Annotated in this window: 9 protein-coding genes; all 9 read left to right on the top strand. The window is 68.6% G+C overall.

All coding sequences use genetic code 11. The features are described from left to right. Nucleotides 1–36 precede the first annotated feature (36 nt). On the top strand, nucleotides 37–705 hold the full coding sequence (locus AB0J93_RS27345; protein ID WP_363925184.1) for a VWA domain-containing protein: 669 nt from the start codon (nucleotides 37–39) through the stop codon (nucleotides 703–705). Further along, entirely contained in the window at nucleotides 705–2,093 is a 1,389-nt protein-coding gene (locus tag AB0J93_RS27340) for a hypothetical protein (RefSeq protein ID WP_363925183.1), read from the top strand. The genes AB0J93_RS27345 and AB0J93_RS27340 overlap by 1 nt, the downstream gene beginning before the upstream one ends. After that, on the top strand, nucleotides 2,075–5,389 hold the full coding sequence (locus tag AB0J93_RS27335; protein ID WP_363925182.1) for an AAA domain-containing protein: 3,315 nt from the start codon (nucleotides 2,075–2,077) through the stop codon (nucleotides 5,387–5,389). The genes AB0J93_RS27340 and AB0J93_RS27335 overlap by 19 nt, the downstream gene beginning before the upstream one ends. Nucleotides 5,390–5,471: 82 nt before the next feature. Beyond that, nucleotides 5,472–6,914: a hypothetical protein gene (locus tag AB0J93_RS27330; protein WP_363925181.1), complete on the top strand. Its 1,443-nt coding sequence runs from the start codon at nucleotides 5,472–5,474 to the stop codon at nucleotides 6,912–6,914. Nucleotides 6,915–6,990: 76 nt separating this feature from the next. Continuing rightward, complete coding sequence (locus tag AB0J93_RS27325) at nucleotides 6,991–9,240, top strand: AAA family ATPase (protein ID WP_363925180.1); 2,250 nt, start codon at nucleotides 6,991–6,993, stop codon at nucleotides 9,238–9,240. Next, complete coding sequence (locus AB0J93_RS27320) at nucleotides 9,240–11,093, top strand: DUF2357 domain-containing protein (protein WP_363925179.1); 1,854 nt, start codon at nucleotides 9,240–9,242, stop codon at nucleotides 11,091–11,093. The genes AB0J93_RS27325 and AB0J93_RS27320 overlap by 1 nt, the downstream gene beginning before the upstream one ends. 88 nt (nucleotides 11,094–11,181) lie before the next feature. Continuing rightward, nucleotides 11,182–11,981 (top strand): IS5 family transposase gene (locus AB0J93_RS27315; RefSeq protein ID WP_363925215.1). Its coding sequence is split into 2 segments (ribosomal slippage): nucleotides 11,182–11,518 and nucleotides 11,518–11,981, totalling 801 coding nucleotides; the frame shifts between segments, so codons are not numbered across the junction. A gap of 228 nt (nucleotides 11,982–12,209) precedes the next feature. Then, nucleotides 12,210–12,833, top strand: a complete 624-nt coding sequence (locus AB0J93_RS27310) for a helix-turn-helix domain-containing protein (RefSeq protein ID WP_363925178.1) — start codon at nucleotides 12,210–12,212, stop codon at nucleotides 12,831–12,833. A 498-nt stretch (nucleotides 12,834–13,331) separates the two neighbouring features. After that, nucleotides 13,332–15,731 (top strand): hypothetical protein, encoded by a 2,400-nt coding sequence (locus AB0J93_RS27305; protein WP_363925177.1) that lies wholly within the window; start codon nucleotides 13,332–13,334, stop codon nucleotides 15,729–15,731. The last annotated feature ends 13 nt before the right edge of the window (nucleotides 15,732–15,744 follow it).

The raw sequence follows: 15,744 nt of genomic DNA, 5'->3' as shown, positions 1-15,744 counted from the left end.
CGTCGTTTGACGACTGGTAGAGGAGTGAACTTCGTGGTGGAACCCGCGATGGTACAGCCGGACACGCTGGCGTCCCGGTCCCGCAGGGCGCCCCGGCCGATGCCGGTGATCGTGTTGGCGGACGTCAGCGGCAGCATGGAGGGTGACAAGATCATCCAGCTCAACCGGAGCATCGCGGGGATGTTCGACGCCTTCGGCGCGGAGGACTCCGTCCGTGGTGAGATCCACGTGGCTGTGGTCGCCTTCGGCGGCGATGAGGCCGTGCTGCACCAGGCGATGGTCCCTGCGTCGCGAGCTGTCTGGGTCGACCTGACCCCTCGCGGTCGCACGCCAATGGGCAGCGCGTTCACCCGCGTTCGCGAGCTGCTCGACGACGCCGAGGCGGTACCGGAGCGGGCGTTCCCGCCGGCCCTCGTGCTGGTCTCGGACGGCATGCCGACCGACGACTGGGAAGCGCCGTTGGACGACCTGTTGTCCTCGCGCTGGGGGAGCCGCGCGCTGCGGGTGGCCGTCGGCATCGGCACCGACCGGACGGCCGAGGCTGACGAGGTATTGCGCACGTTCAGCACGCCCGGCGTGGGCGTCCTGCGGACCGACCAGATTCACGACATCAACGGACTGTTCCGGTGGGTGACGGCCACCGTCACGACCACTCTGCACGAGCGCACGGGTCAACAGGCGGTGCGGCTGGAGGAGTTCGACTGATGGCCGGTCAGCCGGCGGCAGACTGGCCATCGAGCGTGCGGACGGCGCGCAGCGGTCGACATCTTGAACTGGTCCTCGATCCACCGCTCGGCCAAGGCGGCGAGGGCGTTGTGTTCCGCACCCACCACGGCGGGCTGGCGGTGAAGATCTGCACCGGCGGCTCGGCGATGCGCCTGGAGGACCGCCTGGGTCGGCTGCGCTGGCTGCCACTTCACGGTGTCCCGATCTGCCGCCCGTTGGAGCCACTGGCCGCACCCCACGTCGGTTACGTGATGGAGCTTCTGCAGGACATGGTCGCGCTCAGCGCGGTCTGCGGGCCTACAAGCGACGACGTCGCGGGCTGGTACGCGCAGGGTGGCGGGCTGCGCCGTCGGCTGCGGCTGCTCGCCCGGTGTGCCGCGATCCTCGGGACGCTGCATGACCGGGGCATTGTCTACGGCGACGTCTCACCCGGCAACGTGCTCGTCTCCGCCCAACCGGAGCACGACGAGGTGTGGCTCGTCGATGCGGACAACCTTCAGACGGAGAGCGCTCCTGGCCCACACCGCCTCATCACCGCCTACTACGCAGCGCCGGAGGTGCTGCGGGGCACATCCGGCAACACCGTGTTCAGCGACGTTTACTCGTTCGCGGTCCTGGCTTACGAGACCCTCACCACGAATCACCCGCTCATCGGGGACTACGTCGACCAGGGACCGGCGGAGCTGGAGGATGACGCCCAGCGCGGCCTCCTGCCTTGGATCGAGCACAGCACAGACGACCGGAACCGGACCCCGTACGGCTACCCGGCTGAGCGGGTCCTGACCCGGCAGCTGCTGGCTCTGTTTCGGCGGACCTTCGAAGATGGCATGCACGACCCTCGCGCCCGGCCGGGCGCTGGCGAATGGGCCGCCGCCCTCGACGGCGCGGCAGACCGGTGTGTGCAGTGTTCGAAGTGTCCGCACAGCTTTGTCGTCGCAAAGGACCGTTGCCCGTGGTGCGGCACGATCCGACCGGCGGTCGTCCCGGTGCTGGTACGAGAGCAGTTCCCGTGGCTCGGTGACCGGCGTCCGCTGACGCTGGAGGAGAAAGGCCTGACTTTGTTTGTCCAGGCTGACCGGCCGTTGCTCATCACCGCCCGTACCGTGCATCGCGGGGCCGAGGATCCTCTTGCGGTGGTCGCCGAGGTTGGCTGGGACGGTGGCGACACCCTGGTCGTACGGAACCGGGGCACTGGTGTGATCCGCCGAGTGCCGCCGAAGGGCGGCCTGGGCCGGTCGCTGTTGCCGGGCGGCCGTGCCGACGAGCCGCTGTCCGCAGCGTGGACGTGGCACTTCGGCAACGACAGCCGACCGCACCGAATGCTGGTGCCGCAGCCGGCGGAGGTCACGTGTTCGCTGAGCAGTTGAGGCCGGGCGAGATTCGCATCGTGTCGTTGCCCACTGGCCCGGCCACTTCGGTCCCGCGGTGGCTAACTAAGCTCGCCGACAAGTACGCCAAGAACCGGGAGGTCGTCCTCCGTCAGCGGACCGGCCGCGCGGAGTTCGAGGTGGCGCCCGCAATCGGCGGCGGCCAGCCGATCCGGCTTCCGGTCACGGACCAGGAAACGGTGGACTGGCTCACTGCAGGTGGGCGCACGGTCGTGTCGTGGGTCGTCGACGTCACCGCGCAACAGATCGGCCTGCAGTGCCACGCGTTCGCCACCGCGGATATCGGAGCGAGCATGACCGTCGGCATTGATGACGGCGTGGCCGAGCAGGTGCGGATCGCCACTCAGCGGGCGGTGACGGGTTTCGACCCGATCCGGGACTGGCTGCGCGAGGAGTTCGCGCTTCCGGCGCTGCCGGGCCAGACCGCGGAGCGATTCGTCCATAGCGGAGGTCCGGGCAGCGAGGTGGGGTCCGGCGTCCGCGCCCTTACCTTGCACGGTCGGCGATGGGTCGCCGACATCGCCCTCGCCGACGATGCCCTGCGCCTCGTGCGCCTCACCGACGCGTCCTCTCGGCAGCACGCTCGCTGGTTTCGGCTCAGCCCAATCGACCTGCGGTTCGTCGACCGGGGCGACGAGGCCGCCGCCAGTGAGGTCATTCGGGCCGCGTTGCAGGGGCTCACCTCGGACGGGCGGACATACCTCGACCTTTGGCAGGCGTACAACGAGATCGAGCGCGAGTCGCTGGTCGACGAAGCCCGGCGTATGGGTTCTGCCCGGTACCGGTCGTGTCAGGTCACCGCGGATGGGCTCTGGCGCTTCGAGCTGCAGCCCGACGACCGCGCCGCAGCCTTCCTCCGGACGGTGGCCTCGTTCAGCGGAAGGCTCCAGCTAGAGGCGTCCGTCAACATCCCGCCCGAGCTACACGGGGGACGCGGCCGGCCGGGTGCCGGTGTGCACGGCGAGGTGCGGTACGTAGTCAGGAACAACTGGACCGTCGACCTCGCTGTTGGCGGAGACGACGCGCCCCCGCCGACCGGCCACCTGTTCCGGTCGCTCTCCGGGGACCGGGTCCGCCTGCGCCGCCGAGACCTGGCTCGCGAACGGATTGAGACTGACCAGGCCGAGATGCCCGGACTGCGGCTGCTTATCGAGGGGGTGCCGCGGCCGGGAGCGCATCCGCGCGCTGAGAGGGCTCACGAGAAGGCCATCGCCACGGCTATCAATGGCTCTGACGGCCCGGCCCCCACCGACGTCCAGCGGGCCGCGCTGCGCATGGCGCTGCGAACCCCGGACGTCTTGCTCGTGCAGGGACCGCCAGGCACCGGCAAGACCCGTTTCATCGCGGACCTGCTGCGCTGCCTGGACGAGCTGGGCGAGCGCACGGTGTCGATGCAGCGGATCCTGCTTTCAAGCGTGCAGCACGACGCGGTCGATAACGTCGCCCGCAAGGCACGCCGGCACGGCCTGCCACCGACGCGGGTCGGGGCGCGGCCGGGCCGCGACTGGGAAAGCTCCCGCGAATGGCGCGACGGCGTGGTCGCGACGGTCGAGCGGTACCTAAAGGAGCACCGGCCTGCGTCCGCCCGCCACGACGCTGCGCGAAAGCTGCGGGAGCTCGCGTCGGCCTACGAGCGGCACCCGATGAGCGGTCCCGACCTGGTCGCGCTCCTCGGCACCGTCAAGGAGCTGGCGGGTACCCGCTTGCCCGGCGTGCTGCGGGACGAGCTCGACCACCTGCTGGCTGACCGGGCCGTGGTCGACCGGGTCGCCGTAACGCTGGCCGGCGACGAGCGGGAACGGCTGGCGCGGGAGGCGCGGTCGCTGCGCATCACTGCGGTCGCGTTCGCCGACGATGGTCCGCAGCGCGCCGTCCGGGCGTTGCGCGAGCTGGACCGGCTGCTCGACAAGCCAGACCGACGATTGCTGGAGGCCGCTGCGGAGGTCGGCGACAGCGGTGACGGCCTGCTGGCCGAACTTGCCGCGCTACGCGTCGAGCTGCTCGGTCGGCTCGCCGCCGACACCGCCTTGCTCCACGCGCCGATGCACGATCCCGATGTGGAGGCGCTGCTGCACCTCGTCGCGGACGCGGTGGCGGAGGAGGCCGCCGAGACTGCCGACAGCGCGGACGAGGTCCTGCTGGCCTACCGCGACGATCTGCGGGAGGACTTGGCGCTCGTGGAGTCGACGCTGGCCCGGTACAACGCCGTGCTCGCCTCGACCGTCCAGCAGTCGAACTCGGAGGAGATGTCGCGGCTGCTCGACGCGCCGCTGCCCGTGTTCGATACCGTCGTCGTTGACGAGGCGGCGCGGGCGAATCCGCTCGACCTGATGATCCCGATGGCGTTCGCTCGTCGGCGCATCGTCCTCGTCGGCGACCACAAGCAGCTGCCGCACGTCTTGGAGCAGAAGGTCGAGCGTGAGCTGCGCCGCAACCGCTCCCTCGACGGCTCGGAGCTGTCGCAAAGCCTTTTCGAGCGCTGGTTTGGCCTGTTCGCCGACGAGAAGCCGGCGGCGCGAACGATCGTGCTGGACACGCAGTTCCGCATGCATCCCGCACTCGGTCGGTTCGTGAGCGAGGTCTTTTACGGCGGCCCCGACGTGATCAAGCCCGATGCGTCGACAGCGCGGCTGACCCACGAGCTGTCGACCTACGCCGGCAAGGTGGCGGCCTGGATCGATGTGCCGCGACGGGACGGAGACGAAAAGCGGTCCGGGACGAGCTGGACCCGGCCCGCCGAGGCCCGTCGGCTAGTCCGGGAGCTGGCCGAGTTGGCCGAGCTGGACCGGGAGCGGCGACTGTCGTTCGGTGTAATCACGTTCTACAAGGCCCAGCAGGAGCTGCTGGAGGCCGAGTTGCAGCAGGCCGGGCTGGCCGTGGTCGACGACGACGACACCTTCATGCCCGTGCCAGCGATGCAGTTCACGGATGAGGAGCAGCCGAGGCCGAGGCTGCGGGTCGGCACTGTGGATGCGTTCCAGGGCATGGAATTCGACGTCGTGCTGCTGTCGGTGACACGCAGCAGTCAGGTCCCGCGGCCCGTCGGCGGTCCCGCCGAGGCCGTGCAGAGGTACGGGCACCTGCTCAGCGACAGCCGCATGTGCGTGGCGATGAGCCGACAACGCCGGTTGCTTATCGCCGTCGGGGACGTCGCCATGGCCGACCGGGCGGCCACGCCGGAGCTGCCAGGCCGGCCGGGCCGGTCCGTCGCCGAGGGCATTGTCGCGTTTCGCGAGTTCTGCGAGGGGGTGCATGGTGCGGGGATTCGGACCTGAGTGCCCGGTCGTTCGGCCCGAGTTCGCCGATTTCCGGGGACGGCAGCGGTGGCTGCTCTGGCCGGCGCTGCGGTACCGCGTCGTGTCGCCGCTGGTGCACGAGGACCGCCTCAATGTGTTCCAGGCAGCGGTGCTGGGCCTGGCCCGCGCTGGCTTGCGTGAGGCGGCCGACATCGGCCGGCTCCTCGGACTCCAGGACGACCTCGTGGAGTTGGTCCGCTCCGACCTGCGCGCGCTGAAGTACCTCGACCGGTACGGCGTCATCACGACAAGCGGCCGCCACGTTCTGCAGGGCGGGTTCCCCGACCCCACGCGGGTCATCACGACCTACGTTTACCAGGACGTGACGACCGGCACGCTCTGGCCGGCCTCGACCGTCGAACCGGGTCACTGCCAATGCGACTGGCAGAGTCGGACGGCGGCGACGCTGCAACTGCGCACCGCAGGCGCGCCGCTGCGGGTGCATGCGTTCGCCGTTTATGCCGGCGGCTGGAACAGTACCGAGCCGCCGGCTCACGAGCAGGTCGTTGAAGCTGTCTCCCGCGGTGAGACCGCCAAACGGCAGGGCGGCGGACGGACGCGGCGTTGGCAGGCCGGTCCGCCCGAGCGGGTAGTTTCGCGCGTGTCGGTGATGACCGATGGGCAGCCGGTGTGGATTCCACTGCCACTGCTCGCCCGGACGCGCGACGAGGGTGGCGAAACCACGGTGACGTGGGACGCGATGAGCCCGTTCGGCGGGCGCGCCAGCCCCTACCTTCGGCGGCTGGTGGCGACCCAGATCCAGCGGTCGGCCCGACTGCGCGACCACATCCAACAGTTCATCGGCCGCCGGACTGAGGGCCTTCTGGCCGAGTCCGACCTCATCGAGGTCAAGCTGCGGCGCAGCATCGCCGAGACGCTCGAGCACCGGTTCACCGCCCGGGTGCGCGACCACGATGCGGTGTTCGAGCTGCTCACGCTGCTTGAGCGAGAGATCGACCGGGCCCGTCGGCATGGCGACGGCAGTCCTGAGGTGGGCGACGTCGCTCGGTACTCCTGGCGGCTGCACGAGCTTGTGCTACGCGATCTCGTGGCTCAATATCGGCCAGCGTCGCGGGTCGTCGAACAGCTGCGGAATCCACTCGCCCGGCAGCTCGGCACCTACTGCCGGCAGCTCGGGATGCCGTTTGGCGAACACCTGCGGCTTGGCGTGGTGGAGGCGGATCAGCTCCGGCGGGGAATCCGACAACCTGAGCGGGCGACGACCCCCGTGCTGCTGGCCGCCTCACTTGTCAGCGCCGCCAACAGCACCCCCGACCATCCGTTGCGCCAGGTGGCCGCGGCCTGGCCGACGCTGCTCAGCGACCTCACGAATGTATCGAAGGACCGGAACACCGGGGGTGCGCACGCCGCCGCGGTGCCGCTGAACCTCGACTACGGCGAGACCGCTTGGCGGCTTGCGCAAGACACCGCGGCGGCCTACATCGGCGTGCCGCTGCCCGATCTCCGGACGCCTAGCGAAAGGGACCGCTCCACCAATGGGTAGGCGAAACAAGAGGCCGAACTGGCCACCGAATCAGCGCCGCTCGGCTCAGCAGACGGCCGCCGACAAGAATGCCGACTTGGCGGCGGCCACCAAGCGGGCCGAGGACGACACGGAGGTCACCGCTGCCCTCGCTGAGCAGGGGCTGGAGCCGACCATGAACGACGACGCGGTGCTGTCCGCGTACGACGCCCTGCTGCGCCAAGCCGCCGACTACGAACGCACGGCGAAAGCGGCTCGGGAACGGATGCAGGCGGCAGCGGACGCCGAGGCCGCTGCGCACACCGCACGCCAGCGCCTCGACGTGGATCTCGCTGAGGCCGCCGCGGCCCGCGACGCCGCCGAGGCGCTCCGGGCCGAGGCCACCACCGAACTGGCGCAGCTGCGTCTCCGGAGCGAGCAGGTGAGCGCCCGCGAGCAGGAGGCCCGGGACGGATTCACCGCACAGGCCCAGGCGGCCCACGCCGAGCTCGATGCCGAGCTGGAACGCCGCCGACAGGCGGCCCAAATCGAAGAGGAGGAGCGGCGGCGCGGGTTCGCCGAGGAGCACGCGGAACAGATGGCCCGGCTGCAGGAGGACCGAACGGCGCTCCGTCGCTCCGAGGAGGAGCTGAATGACCAACGCAGGGCGTTGCTGGGACAGCAGTTCCAGTTGCAACGCAAGCTCGACGACTTGGAGGCAGAGATTCAGGCGCGCGCCGCGGCCGACGTCGCCGCTCTCGACCGCGAGCTGCAAGTCCTGCAGATCCAGTCTGACGCTCGGATCAAGACAATTGACGAGCTGCGCAAGCAGTTGGCCGACCGGGAGCAGCAACTGCTGCGGATCGGTGGCACTGATCCGCAGTATCTCATCGACGAACGCGACCGGCTGGCCGCGCACAACGCCGAGCTGCGCGGCAAGCTCGCCGAACGGCTGGCCGACGACGACCTGCACCGGCTGCGCTGGCTGGATCAGCAGCACCGGGAGGTTACCGGCGAGCGCGACCGCCTCGCCTACCGCGTGCAGGAGCTGGAGGGTGCTGCCCTCGCCAGCCGCATCAACAACCTGCAGTTGAAGCAGCTCAGCGACGCTGAACGGCACTTCGAGGTGGTCGCCCGCGGCTACGAGAGTCGGATCGCCGAGCTGCACGGCACCGTCGAGCAACTGACCCGAGACAGCCCCGACCCCGGCACGCCGCTCTTCCCCCGCTGCGTCGCAATGGACGACGACCCGCAGCTGAGCGAACCCGGAGCGATCAGCGCCGAGCGGCCCAACCTCTCGCAGCTGGCCCGGTCGCTGCAGACGGTCATGTTCGCCGACAGCCAGCGGGCCTACCGGCTCAACGACGTCTGCGTCCTCCTCGGCGGACTGGCGATGAGCCGGCTGCACCTGTTGGAGGGCATGAGCGGCATCGGCAAGACATCGCTGCCGGTCGCCCTCGCCAAGGCGCTCGGCACCGAGTGCACTGTCGTCGAAGTGCAAGCCGGCTGGCGCGACCGGACGGACCTCTTCGGACACCACAACACCTTCGAGCGCCGCTTCGAGGAGTCCGAATTCCTCCAAGCTCTGTACCTGGCGCAGACGCCGAGGTACCGGGAACGGCCGTTCTTCATCGTTCTCGACGAAATGAACCTGGCCCGACCGGAACAGTACTTCTCGGTCCTACTGTCGAAGCTCGAGCACGAGGGCGAGCCGATCCAGCTGGTCACTCGCGGCACCGGCCGCGCACCCCAGTGGTTCGTGGACGGCTGGCGGATCCGCCTCCCCAGCAACGTCTGGTTCATCGGCACCGCAAACCAGGACGAGTCGACGCTGGAGTTCGCCGACAAAACCTACAATCGCGCGCACCTGATGGAGCTGCCAGCCCAGCGTCCCCGGCTGCTCCATCCGGCAACGGTCCCGGAGATCGAGCCGTACGGCGCTGTCGCGCTGCGCAAGTCGTTCCAGCAGGCCAAGCAGACGCACCGGACAGACGCGACCGAGGTGCGCGAGTTCTTGGAAGAGATAGCCGACGACCTGCGCGAACATGGCCGGGCGGTCATGGGCCCGCGGCTCGAGCGTCAGCTGGAGGCGTTCGTACCTGTCGTCGTCGCGGCCCACGCTGGCGACCCGGTCGCCGAACGGCCGGAGGGCGAAGACAGCGGACAGGACGGCCGGTCGCTCGCCGCCGACCACTTCCTGGCCCGGAAGGTCCTTCGCTCCCTGCGCGGTCGGTACGACGTCACCCCCGGCGGCCTCAACAAGATTCGGGACACCATCTGCACCGCTTGGGAGCTGCGCGGATTGCGCGGTGCCCCGGTGCGGTGCGTGCGCCTCCTCGACGACGAGCAGCGGCGCAGGGAAGGGTGATGGCCGACCGGCCCGGCGCACCGGACCCGCTCGTCGTCAGCACCGTCATCGACGTCGCCCGCGCGCTAACCAGGAACATGACCCTCGGCACGTGGCTAGCTGACAACATGTTCGTGCCCGACGCGTCGCACCACGCCGAGCTGAGCCCGTTCGAGCGCGCCGTTCTCGACGGGCTCGACGTCCTCGCCGACGTCTGCCTCCGACCCCACGACCGGCTCGACCGGGTGAACGAGCTGGTGCGAGCGGACCTGGCGCGCCGGGTGCCGCCTGCCGGCCTCGCCCACCTAGCCGGGCACACCGAGGACTGGGCGGGCGTGGAGCACGGGCGCATTATGCCGCTGCGCGTGCTGTCGCAGCGGTTCGCCGAAGACGTCGACTTCTACGAAAACCGGGTGGCCGCGCAGCTCGTGGACCGGCTCGGCGAGCACCTAACCCGACGCATCCGCGAGCTGACCACGCTCGCCGACGGCCTAGCCGACCTCGACGAGTACAACCGGGCGCTGCGATACGCGCGGTCGTGGCGGCGGCTCGACCGGGTCGCCCGCCTCGTCGCCAAGGCGGTCTCGGACACCACCGCGTCGGCGCTGGCGATCACCGAAACCCTGGACGTGTTCCGCCGCGCCCGCGCAAGGCTCGCGGCGCTGCAACGATCGCCGGTCCTACGGCGGGCCAACCGCCGGGTGCCCGTGCCGATCCGGCTCATGCGCACCAACCTGTTCCTAGGCGACGGGCGATACCGGCAGGTCGGTGCGCTGTGGGAGCTGTGGGCGGTTCACGAGTCCTCCGTTTTGGCGGGCGTGAAGTCGGCGGAGCGTGCGTTCCCCGAGGCGTACACGCACTACATCGCCGCGCTCTCCCTGCGTGCCTTGGCAATCCTCGGTTACCGGCCGGACGATCCGGCCGAGGCGCTGCCGGTCGTCGGCTCCACCGTGCTCCTGAGCGGTCCGGCCGGCAGTGTCACGTGGTCGATGGCGGAGGACGGAACCCTGCGTGTCGCCGCCGACGGACGGCACCTGGCCAGGCTGGCGCCGGTCGACGACGACCTCGGCCAGCCCGCCGCCGGCCAGGCGCGCGCCGCCGCGCTCGGTATGCAGGCCAACCCCACGATCGTGGTGTATCCGGGCATCCGCGCCGCCCGGGCGGCATTGCCATCCGCCACAGGGCGCCTCGTGCACCCGGCCGGCTTCGGCGCGCTGCCCTGTCTGGTTCCTGTGACACCGCTAGAGATCGAGGGAGAGGAGCGACTCGCCCGGGCGCTGCGGTGGGTCCTGCAAGGCCGCCGGTTCGTCGCCGAGTATCCGCCCGCTGCGGAGCTGACCGCGAGTGTGCCGAAGAGCAGCGATGGCTGGTGGTACCCGGCTGGTCCGAGGCGCATCGCGGTGACTCGCCGGCCGTCGATGGACGAGGTGGAAGCGCTAGTCCACGCAACAACCGGACGTGAGCGGGACCCGCGGTCCACGGCATCGTCGCTGCCACGGGCGATGGCTGCGGTCGAGAGGGCGGCCCAGTCGTTCGATCTGTTCGAGACGTGCCCTGTCTGTCACAGCAATCTGACCGAGTTCGAGCCTCGAGACCGGAACACATTCCAATGCCGCTGTGAAGTTTGCTCGACGGGCTGGGGTACGCGGATCTGCGGATCGTGCGGCAAGGCCTATCCCGTCTTGTGGCTGCGCAACGTCCTGCCCGATGGGACCAGCGGCGATCGTCTCGACGTGACAGCGGGCGCGGACCTACTAGCCGTGCCCTGCGTTGACGGCAGCCGCGCGCCGGGTGCCCGGTTCCGGTGTTTCTGGTGTCACGCCTGCCCAGGCCATCCCGGATGCGGTTGCCCTGATGTTCCTGCCGCTGACTAAGAGCTCCTAACGAAATGAAGGTTGGCGTGTCCTCGGGACGTGAGGGTCGTTCTGTCTGAACGTGAGGAGGGGTGAGCAGCCGCCGTGGATTGTCTCGGACGAGCTGTGGGCCGAGATCGTGCCGCTGCTGCCACCCCGACCACCGCGGCGGCACAGGTTTCCCGGCCGTAAGCCCTTGGATGATCGCAAGGTGTTGTGCGGGATCCTGTTTGTGCTCTACACCGCGATCCCGTGGGAGTACCTGCCCCAAGAGCTCGGGTTCGGTTCGGGGATGACCTGCTGGCGCAGGTTGCGGGACTGGAACGACGCCGGCGTGTGGCAGCAACTGCACGAAGTCCTGCTGGGCAAACTCCGGGCGACCGGGCAACTCGATCTGTCGCGGGCGGTGATCGACGGCTCCCATGTCCGGGCGCTCAAGGGTGGCCCAAAACCGGTCCGAGCCCGGTCGACCGCCGCAAGCCAGGCTCGAAACACCACGTCATCACCGACGCGGGCGGCATCCCCCTCGCCGCTAGTCTGACCGGCGGCAACCGCCACGACGTCACCCAGCTCATGCCCCTGGTCGACAAGGTCCCCCGGATCAAGGGCATCCGCGGCCGGCCCCGGCAACGACCCGACCAGCTCTACGCCGACCGCGGCTACGACTACGACTGCTACCGCCGCGACCTACGGACCAAGGGCATCACCCCGGTCATCGCCCGACGCGGAACCGGTCACGGCTCCGGACTCGGCACCCGACGGTGGGTCGTCGAGCAGACCATCGCCCTGCTGCACTGGTTCCGCCGCCTGCGGATCCGCTGGGAGATCCGCGACGACATCCACGAAGCCTTCCTCACCCTCGCCTGCGCCATCATCTGCTGGCGCCGACTCCAACACTCAAAGAGTTAGGAGCTCTAAGGCAGGCAGCAGTCAATGCCCATTCGTATATTTAGTGCCGTGACCACGAACGTTCACCGTGTTGGATGACCCGCCGTCTGGCCTGTCGGCCGGGCGGCGTCGTGCCGGTCAGGCTGTGCCGGTGGCAGATCCTGTAGGCGGCTGAGTGATCAGGAAGGTCAGCAGCTGCTGCGAATCACCCGCCGGGGCACCGGCTCACCGATCCGACTACGTCGGGCCATGGTCGTGCTCGCGTCCGCTGGCGGGAACACGGTGCTGGCCATCGCCCGCCTGGTCCAAGCCGATGAGAACACGATCCGGCAGGTCATCCACCGGTTCAACGAGATGGGGATGGCCAGCCTGGACCCTGCGTGGGCGGGTGGTCGTCCCCGCCAGATCGGTAGCGACGAGGAACAGTTCATCACCGAGACGGCCAACACCCGCCCCGAGAAACTGGGGCGGCCGTTCACCCGGTGGAGCATTCGCAAGCTCACCGACCACCTGCGGGTGCATGCCACCCGCCAGGTTCGGGTAAGTCGGGAACGGCTGCGCCAGATCCTGCACAAGCACCGGATCACCTTTGAACGGACCAAGACGTGGAAGGAGTCCACCGACCCGCACCGCGATGCCCAACTCGCCCGGGTCGATTACGTCAGCGCCCACTTCCCGCAGCGGGTGTTCGCGTCCGACGAGTTCGGGCCCCTCGTGATCCGCCCGCAGTCTCGCACCGGCTGGGCGCCCGCGGGCCATCCGCGTCGGCTGCCCGCGAACTACTACAAGCTGCACGGGGTCCGGCAGCTACTCAGCAAGTCTGGGGCGTCGTCCGGCGCCGTAAGAGCGCCGCGAACACCCTCACCGCCTTGAAGTCGATCCGGGCCGCCCGTGCGGACAGGGCACCGATCTAACGTCATCCTGGACAACCTGTCCGCCCACAAGGGCCGCAAGATCCGCACGTGGGCGGCCGCAACAAGGTCGAACTGTGCTTCACCCCGACCTACGCCTCCTGGGCCAACCCGATCGACGCTGCGCTGGGTTCCCCTGCGCGCCACCGGCCGCCTGGCCCTGGGACTCCTTGCAGCCGCAGCAACCGGTTGAAACGAGAGTACGTCGGGGGCAGGTGAGGCGCTCGGCATCGCCTCCTGGAATGTGTTTCTGCCTCACATCGCGCCTTTGGCCTGAAAGTTCGAACACCAGTACAGCAAGTCAGGAAACTCGACTGCGCGTCTAGCTGGCATGGAGGGTGGAATGCGCGATATGTTGTGCGGCTCGCTGCTGGGCCGATCATGGGGCCCTCGTTTTTGTTGTCCGGCATGAGGCAAACGCGGCGACTGCCCACGGCCGGTAATCCGAAAGGGCCTCTTCGTGGTCGCCGAAAACTCTCCACAGCGCGTCCTACTCACGTGGGCCGACATCGCCGCCGCCGCAGCGGACCTCGAGCCGGATATGCGGGAGCTGCTGTTGGAACTAATTCGGACCAAGAACCCGAATTTCGAGACGAGCATCACCACGGCCGAGGGACCGTGGTACGTACGGACCGTGCACGTACGTGGCCATATCGGAGTCGCCGAGGAAGCCGTCGACCTGCACCTGAAGCCTACGGCAGGTCTCACAATCGTTACGGCGCGCAACGGTACCGGAAAGACGAGCATCGCCGACGGCGCCCGGCACACACTCAGCGGCGGAATCAAGCGCCCCTATCAAGTATTAGCAAGTAACATTCACTATCCGCATCGCGAAATCGTCGTTACGGTCAGCAATGGGTGCCGTGACATGGAGATTGTCTGTGGAGCAGACGAGATCGTTCAATGGAGCGAGGCGGACGGCTCTCTCAGCACGCCGCCCAGCGAGTGGACCGAAGCATTCGCGCGCTACATGCCGGTGCTGCTGTATCCCGAGATGTCCCAGGTCATTCAGGATCCGAGTAATCTGCACGCGTTTCTGAAAGACGCGCTGGAGTTGACCGCACTTGAAGAACTGCAGGCTCTCCTAAAAACCGACCGGGAGAAGGGCACTGCCGCGCGGCGCACGGTGGAGGCCGCCCACACGAGCGCGCTAAGCGGCATCCTCAAGGCCGGTCACGAGGAACTGGCCAGGATCGTACGGGGCTGTGGTGCGTTCCCGGACCATGAGGTCCGAGCACGGATCGAGGCGCTGACCGAGACTTTGCCGGAATCGGCGCCGGCCCCCTTGGGCCTGCCCGACGTCTGGGCGGTAGATGACGCGTTATGTGACCGGGCCGTCGGCACCCTCACTCGGGTGGACGACGCCCTCCATTCGGATGCGGCCGGAGGAAATGCGCTCCTCGCGGTGCTCCAGAAGGCGCTCGCCCTCGGTGACGCGCGGCTCAACGACCTGCGTGACCGGGATGTGTGCCCGGTCTGCCAGACGGCTGGGCACAAGTGGGTGCGCCGCGCCTCCGAGGACGCCGACCGACTGAGAACGGCCACCAGGGAACTCCGCACTGCGACCGCCGCCGCGACTACAGCACTCCGGAATCTGGGCAAATGCTTCCCGGCGCCGTTGACCGACTCCCTGCGCCAGGCACTGACCCAACTCACGGATCCGGCCGTCGAGCTACGGATAAGACAATGGGACCGGCTCGTCCGCCTGGCAACCGACTTCGCCACGAAAGTGCCGTCCGTCGCGTCGCTGACTGAAGCACTCGATGAGAGCGCCGACCTAGCCAACTGGTACCGGAAGATGCGTTATGACCTACTTGCCCGACGCGACGACGTAATCGCCGCGCAGGCAACGGTCCGCGCACATATCGGATCGTGGATGGATGTTCGCAGCCAGGAGCAGCCCGCACTGACCAGGCTCGCCGTGGCCGAGCGGCTGGACCGTAGGGTCGACCGGTGGATACGGACCGCACGCGCAGACATCTTCACCCCTATCGCTAAGGAGGTGATGGAGTTGTGGTCCGTGCTCAATCCAGACGCAGACCTGAAGCTGACCGGCATCGCGTTGACCGGCGGGACGAAGATGCGACGGAGTGTGGCCCTGGACCTCGCCGACGGCGAGGTGGCACTGCCAACCGGAAAAAACAACTCCGCGGTCCTGAGCACCGGTCAGCGCAACGCACTCTCATTGGCCACGTATCTGCCCCGCGCTACCCAGCCAGAGAGCCCGTTCGGATTCCTCATCCTCGACGACCCGATCCACGCGTTCGACACCTGGCGGGTGCGGTATTTGGCTCGGCACCTGATGACCCTCGCTGAGCGCTTCCAGGTCGTCGTGTTCACCCACGACGACCGCCTCTGGCGCGAGCTCCGTGGCTTGGGCGCGATGCCAACACACATCCGAATGGACCGGCACGGCCACGGTCGACGGCAGGTGCGGGTGAGCCATGTGGCCAGCCCTGGAATTCAGCGGCTTGACGAGATCCAGCGAATCCTGGGCGCCGAGCGGGCGGCGCCCATCGGCACCCCCGACGCGGTCATCGCGATGTCCCTCGCCGTGTGCCGGCAGGCCGTCGACACCGAGGTTGTCGCGCAAATCGAGATGCTGGGACGACGAATTGGGTTGCCGGAGGCCTCAATCGTCGCCGATCTCAGGAAAGCGCGGAAGACTCTCGATCAGTTGGCACTTCTCAACGGGTATGCACGCCGGGCGGGCATGAGAGCCATCGACGTCAACGGCTTCACCCCAACGGTCTACGCACTCAACGGAGCAGCCCACGGCCGCGCCCCCGACGGAGATCCGCGGCTCTGGATACGCCAGACCCGGAAGATCATCAAAGCCGTCCAGGAGATCGGTAGTTGAGATGGCGACGTAT

The organism is Micromonospora sp. NPDC049374, assembly GCF_040677165.1.
Taxonomy (GTDB): Bacteria; Actinomycetota; Actinomycetes; order Mycobacteriales; family Micromonosporaceae; genus Micromonospora.
This window is presented reverse-complemented; position numbering and strand designations above follow the sequence as displayed.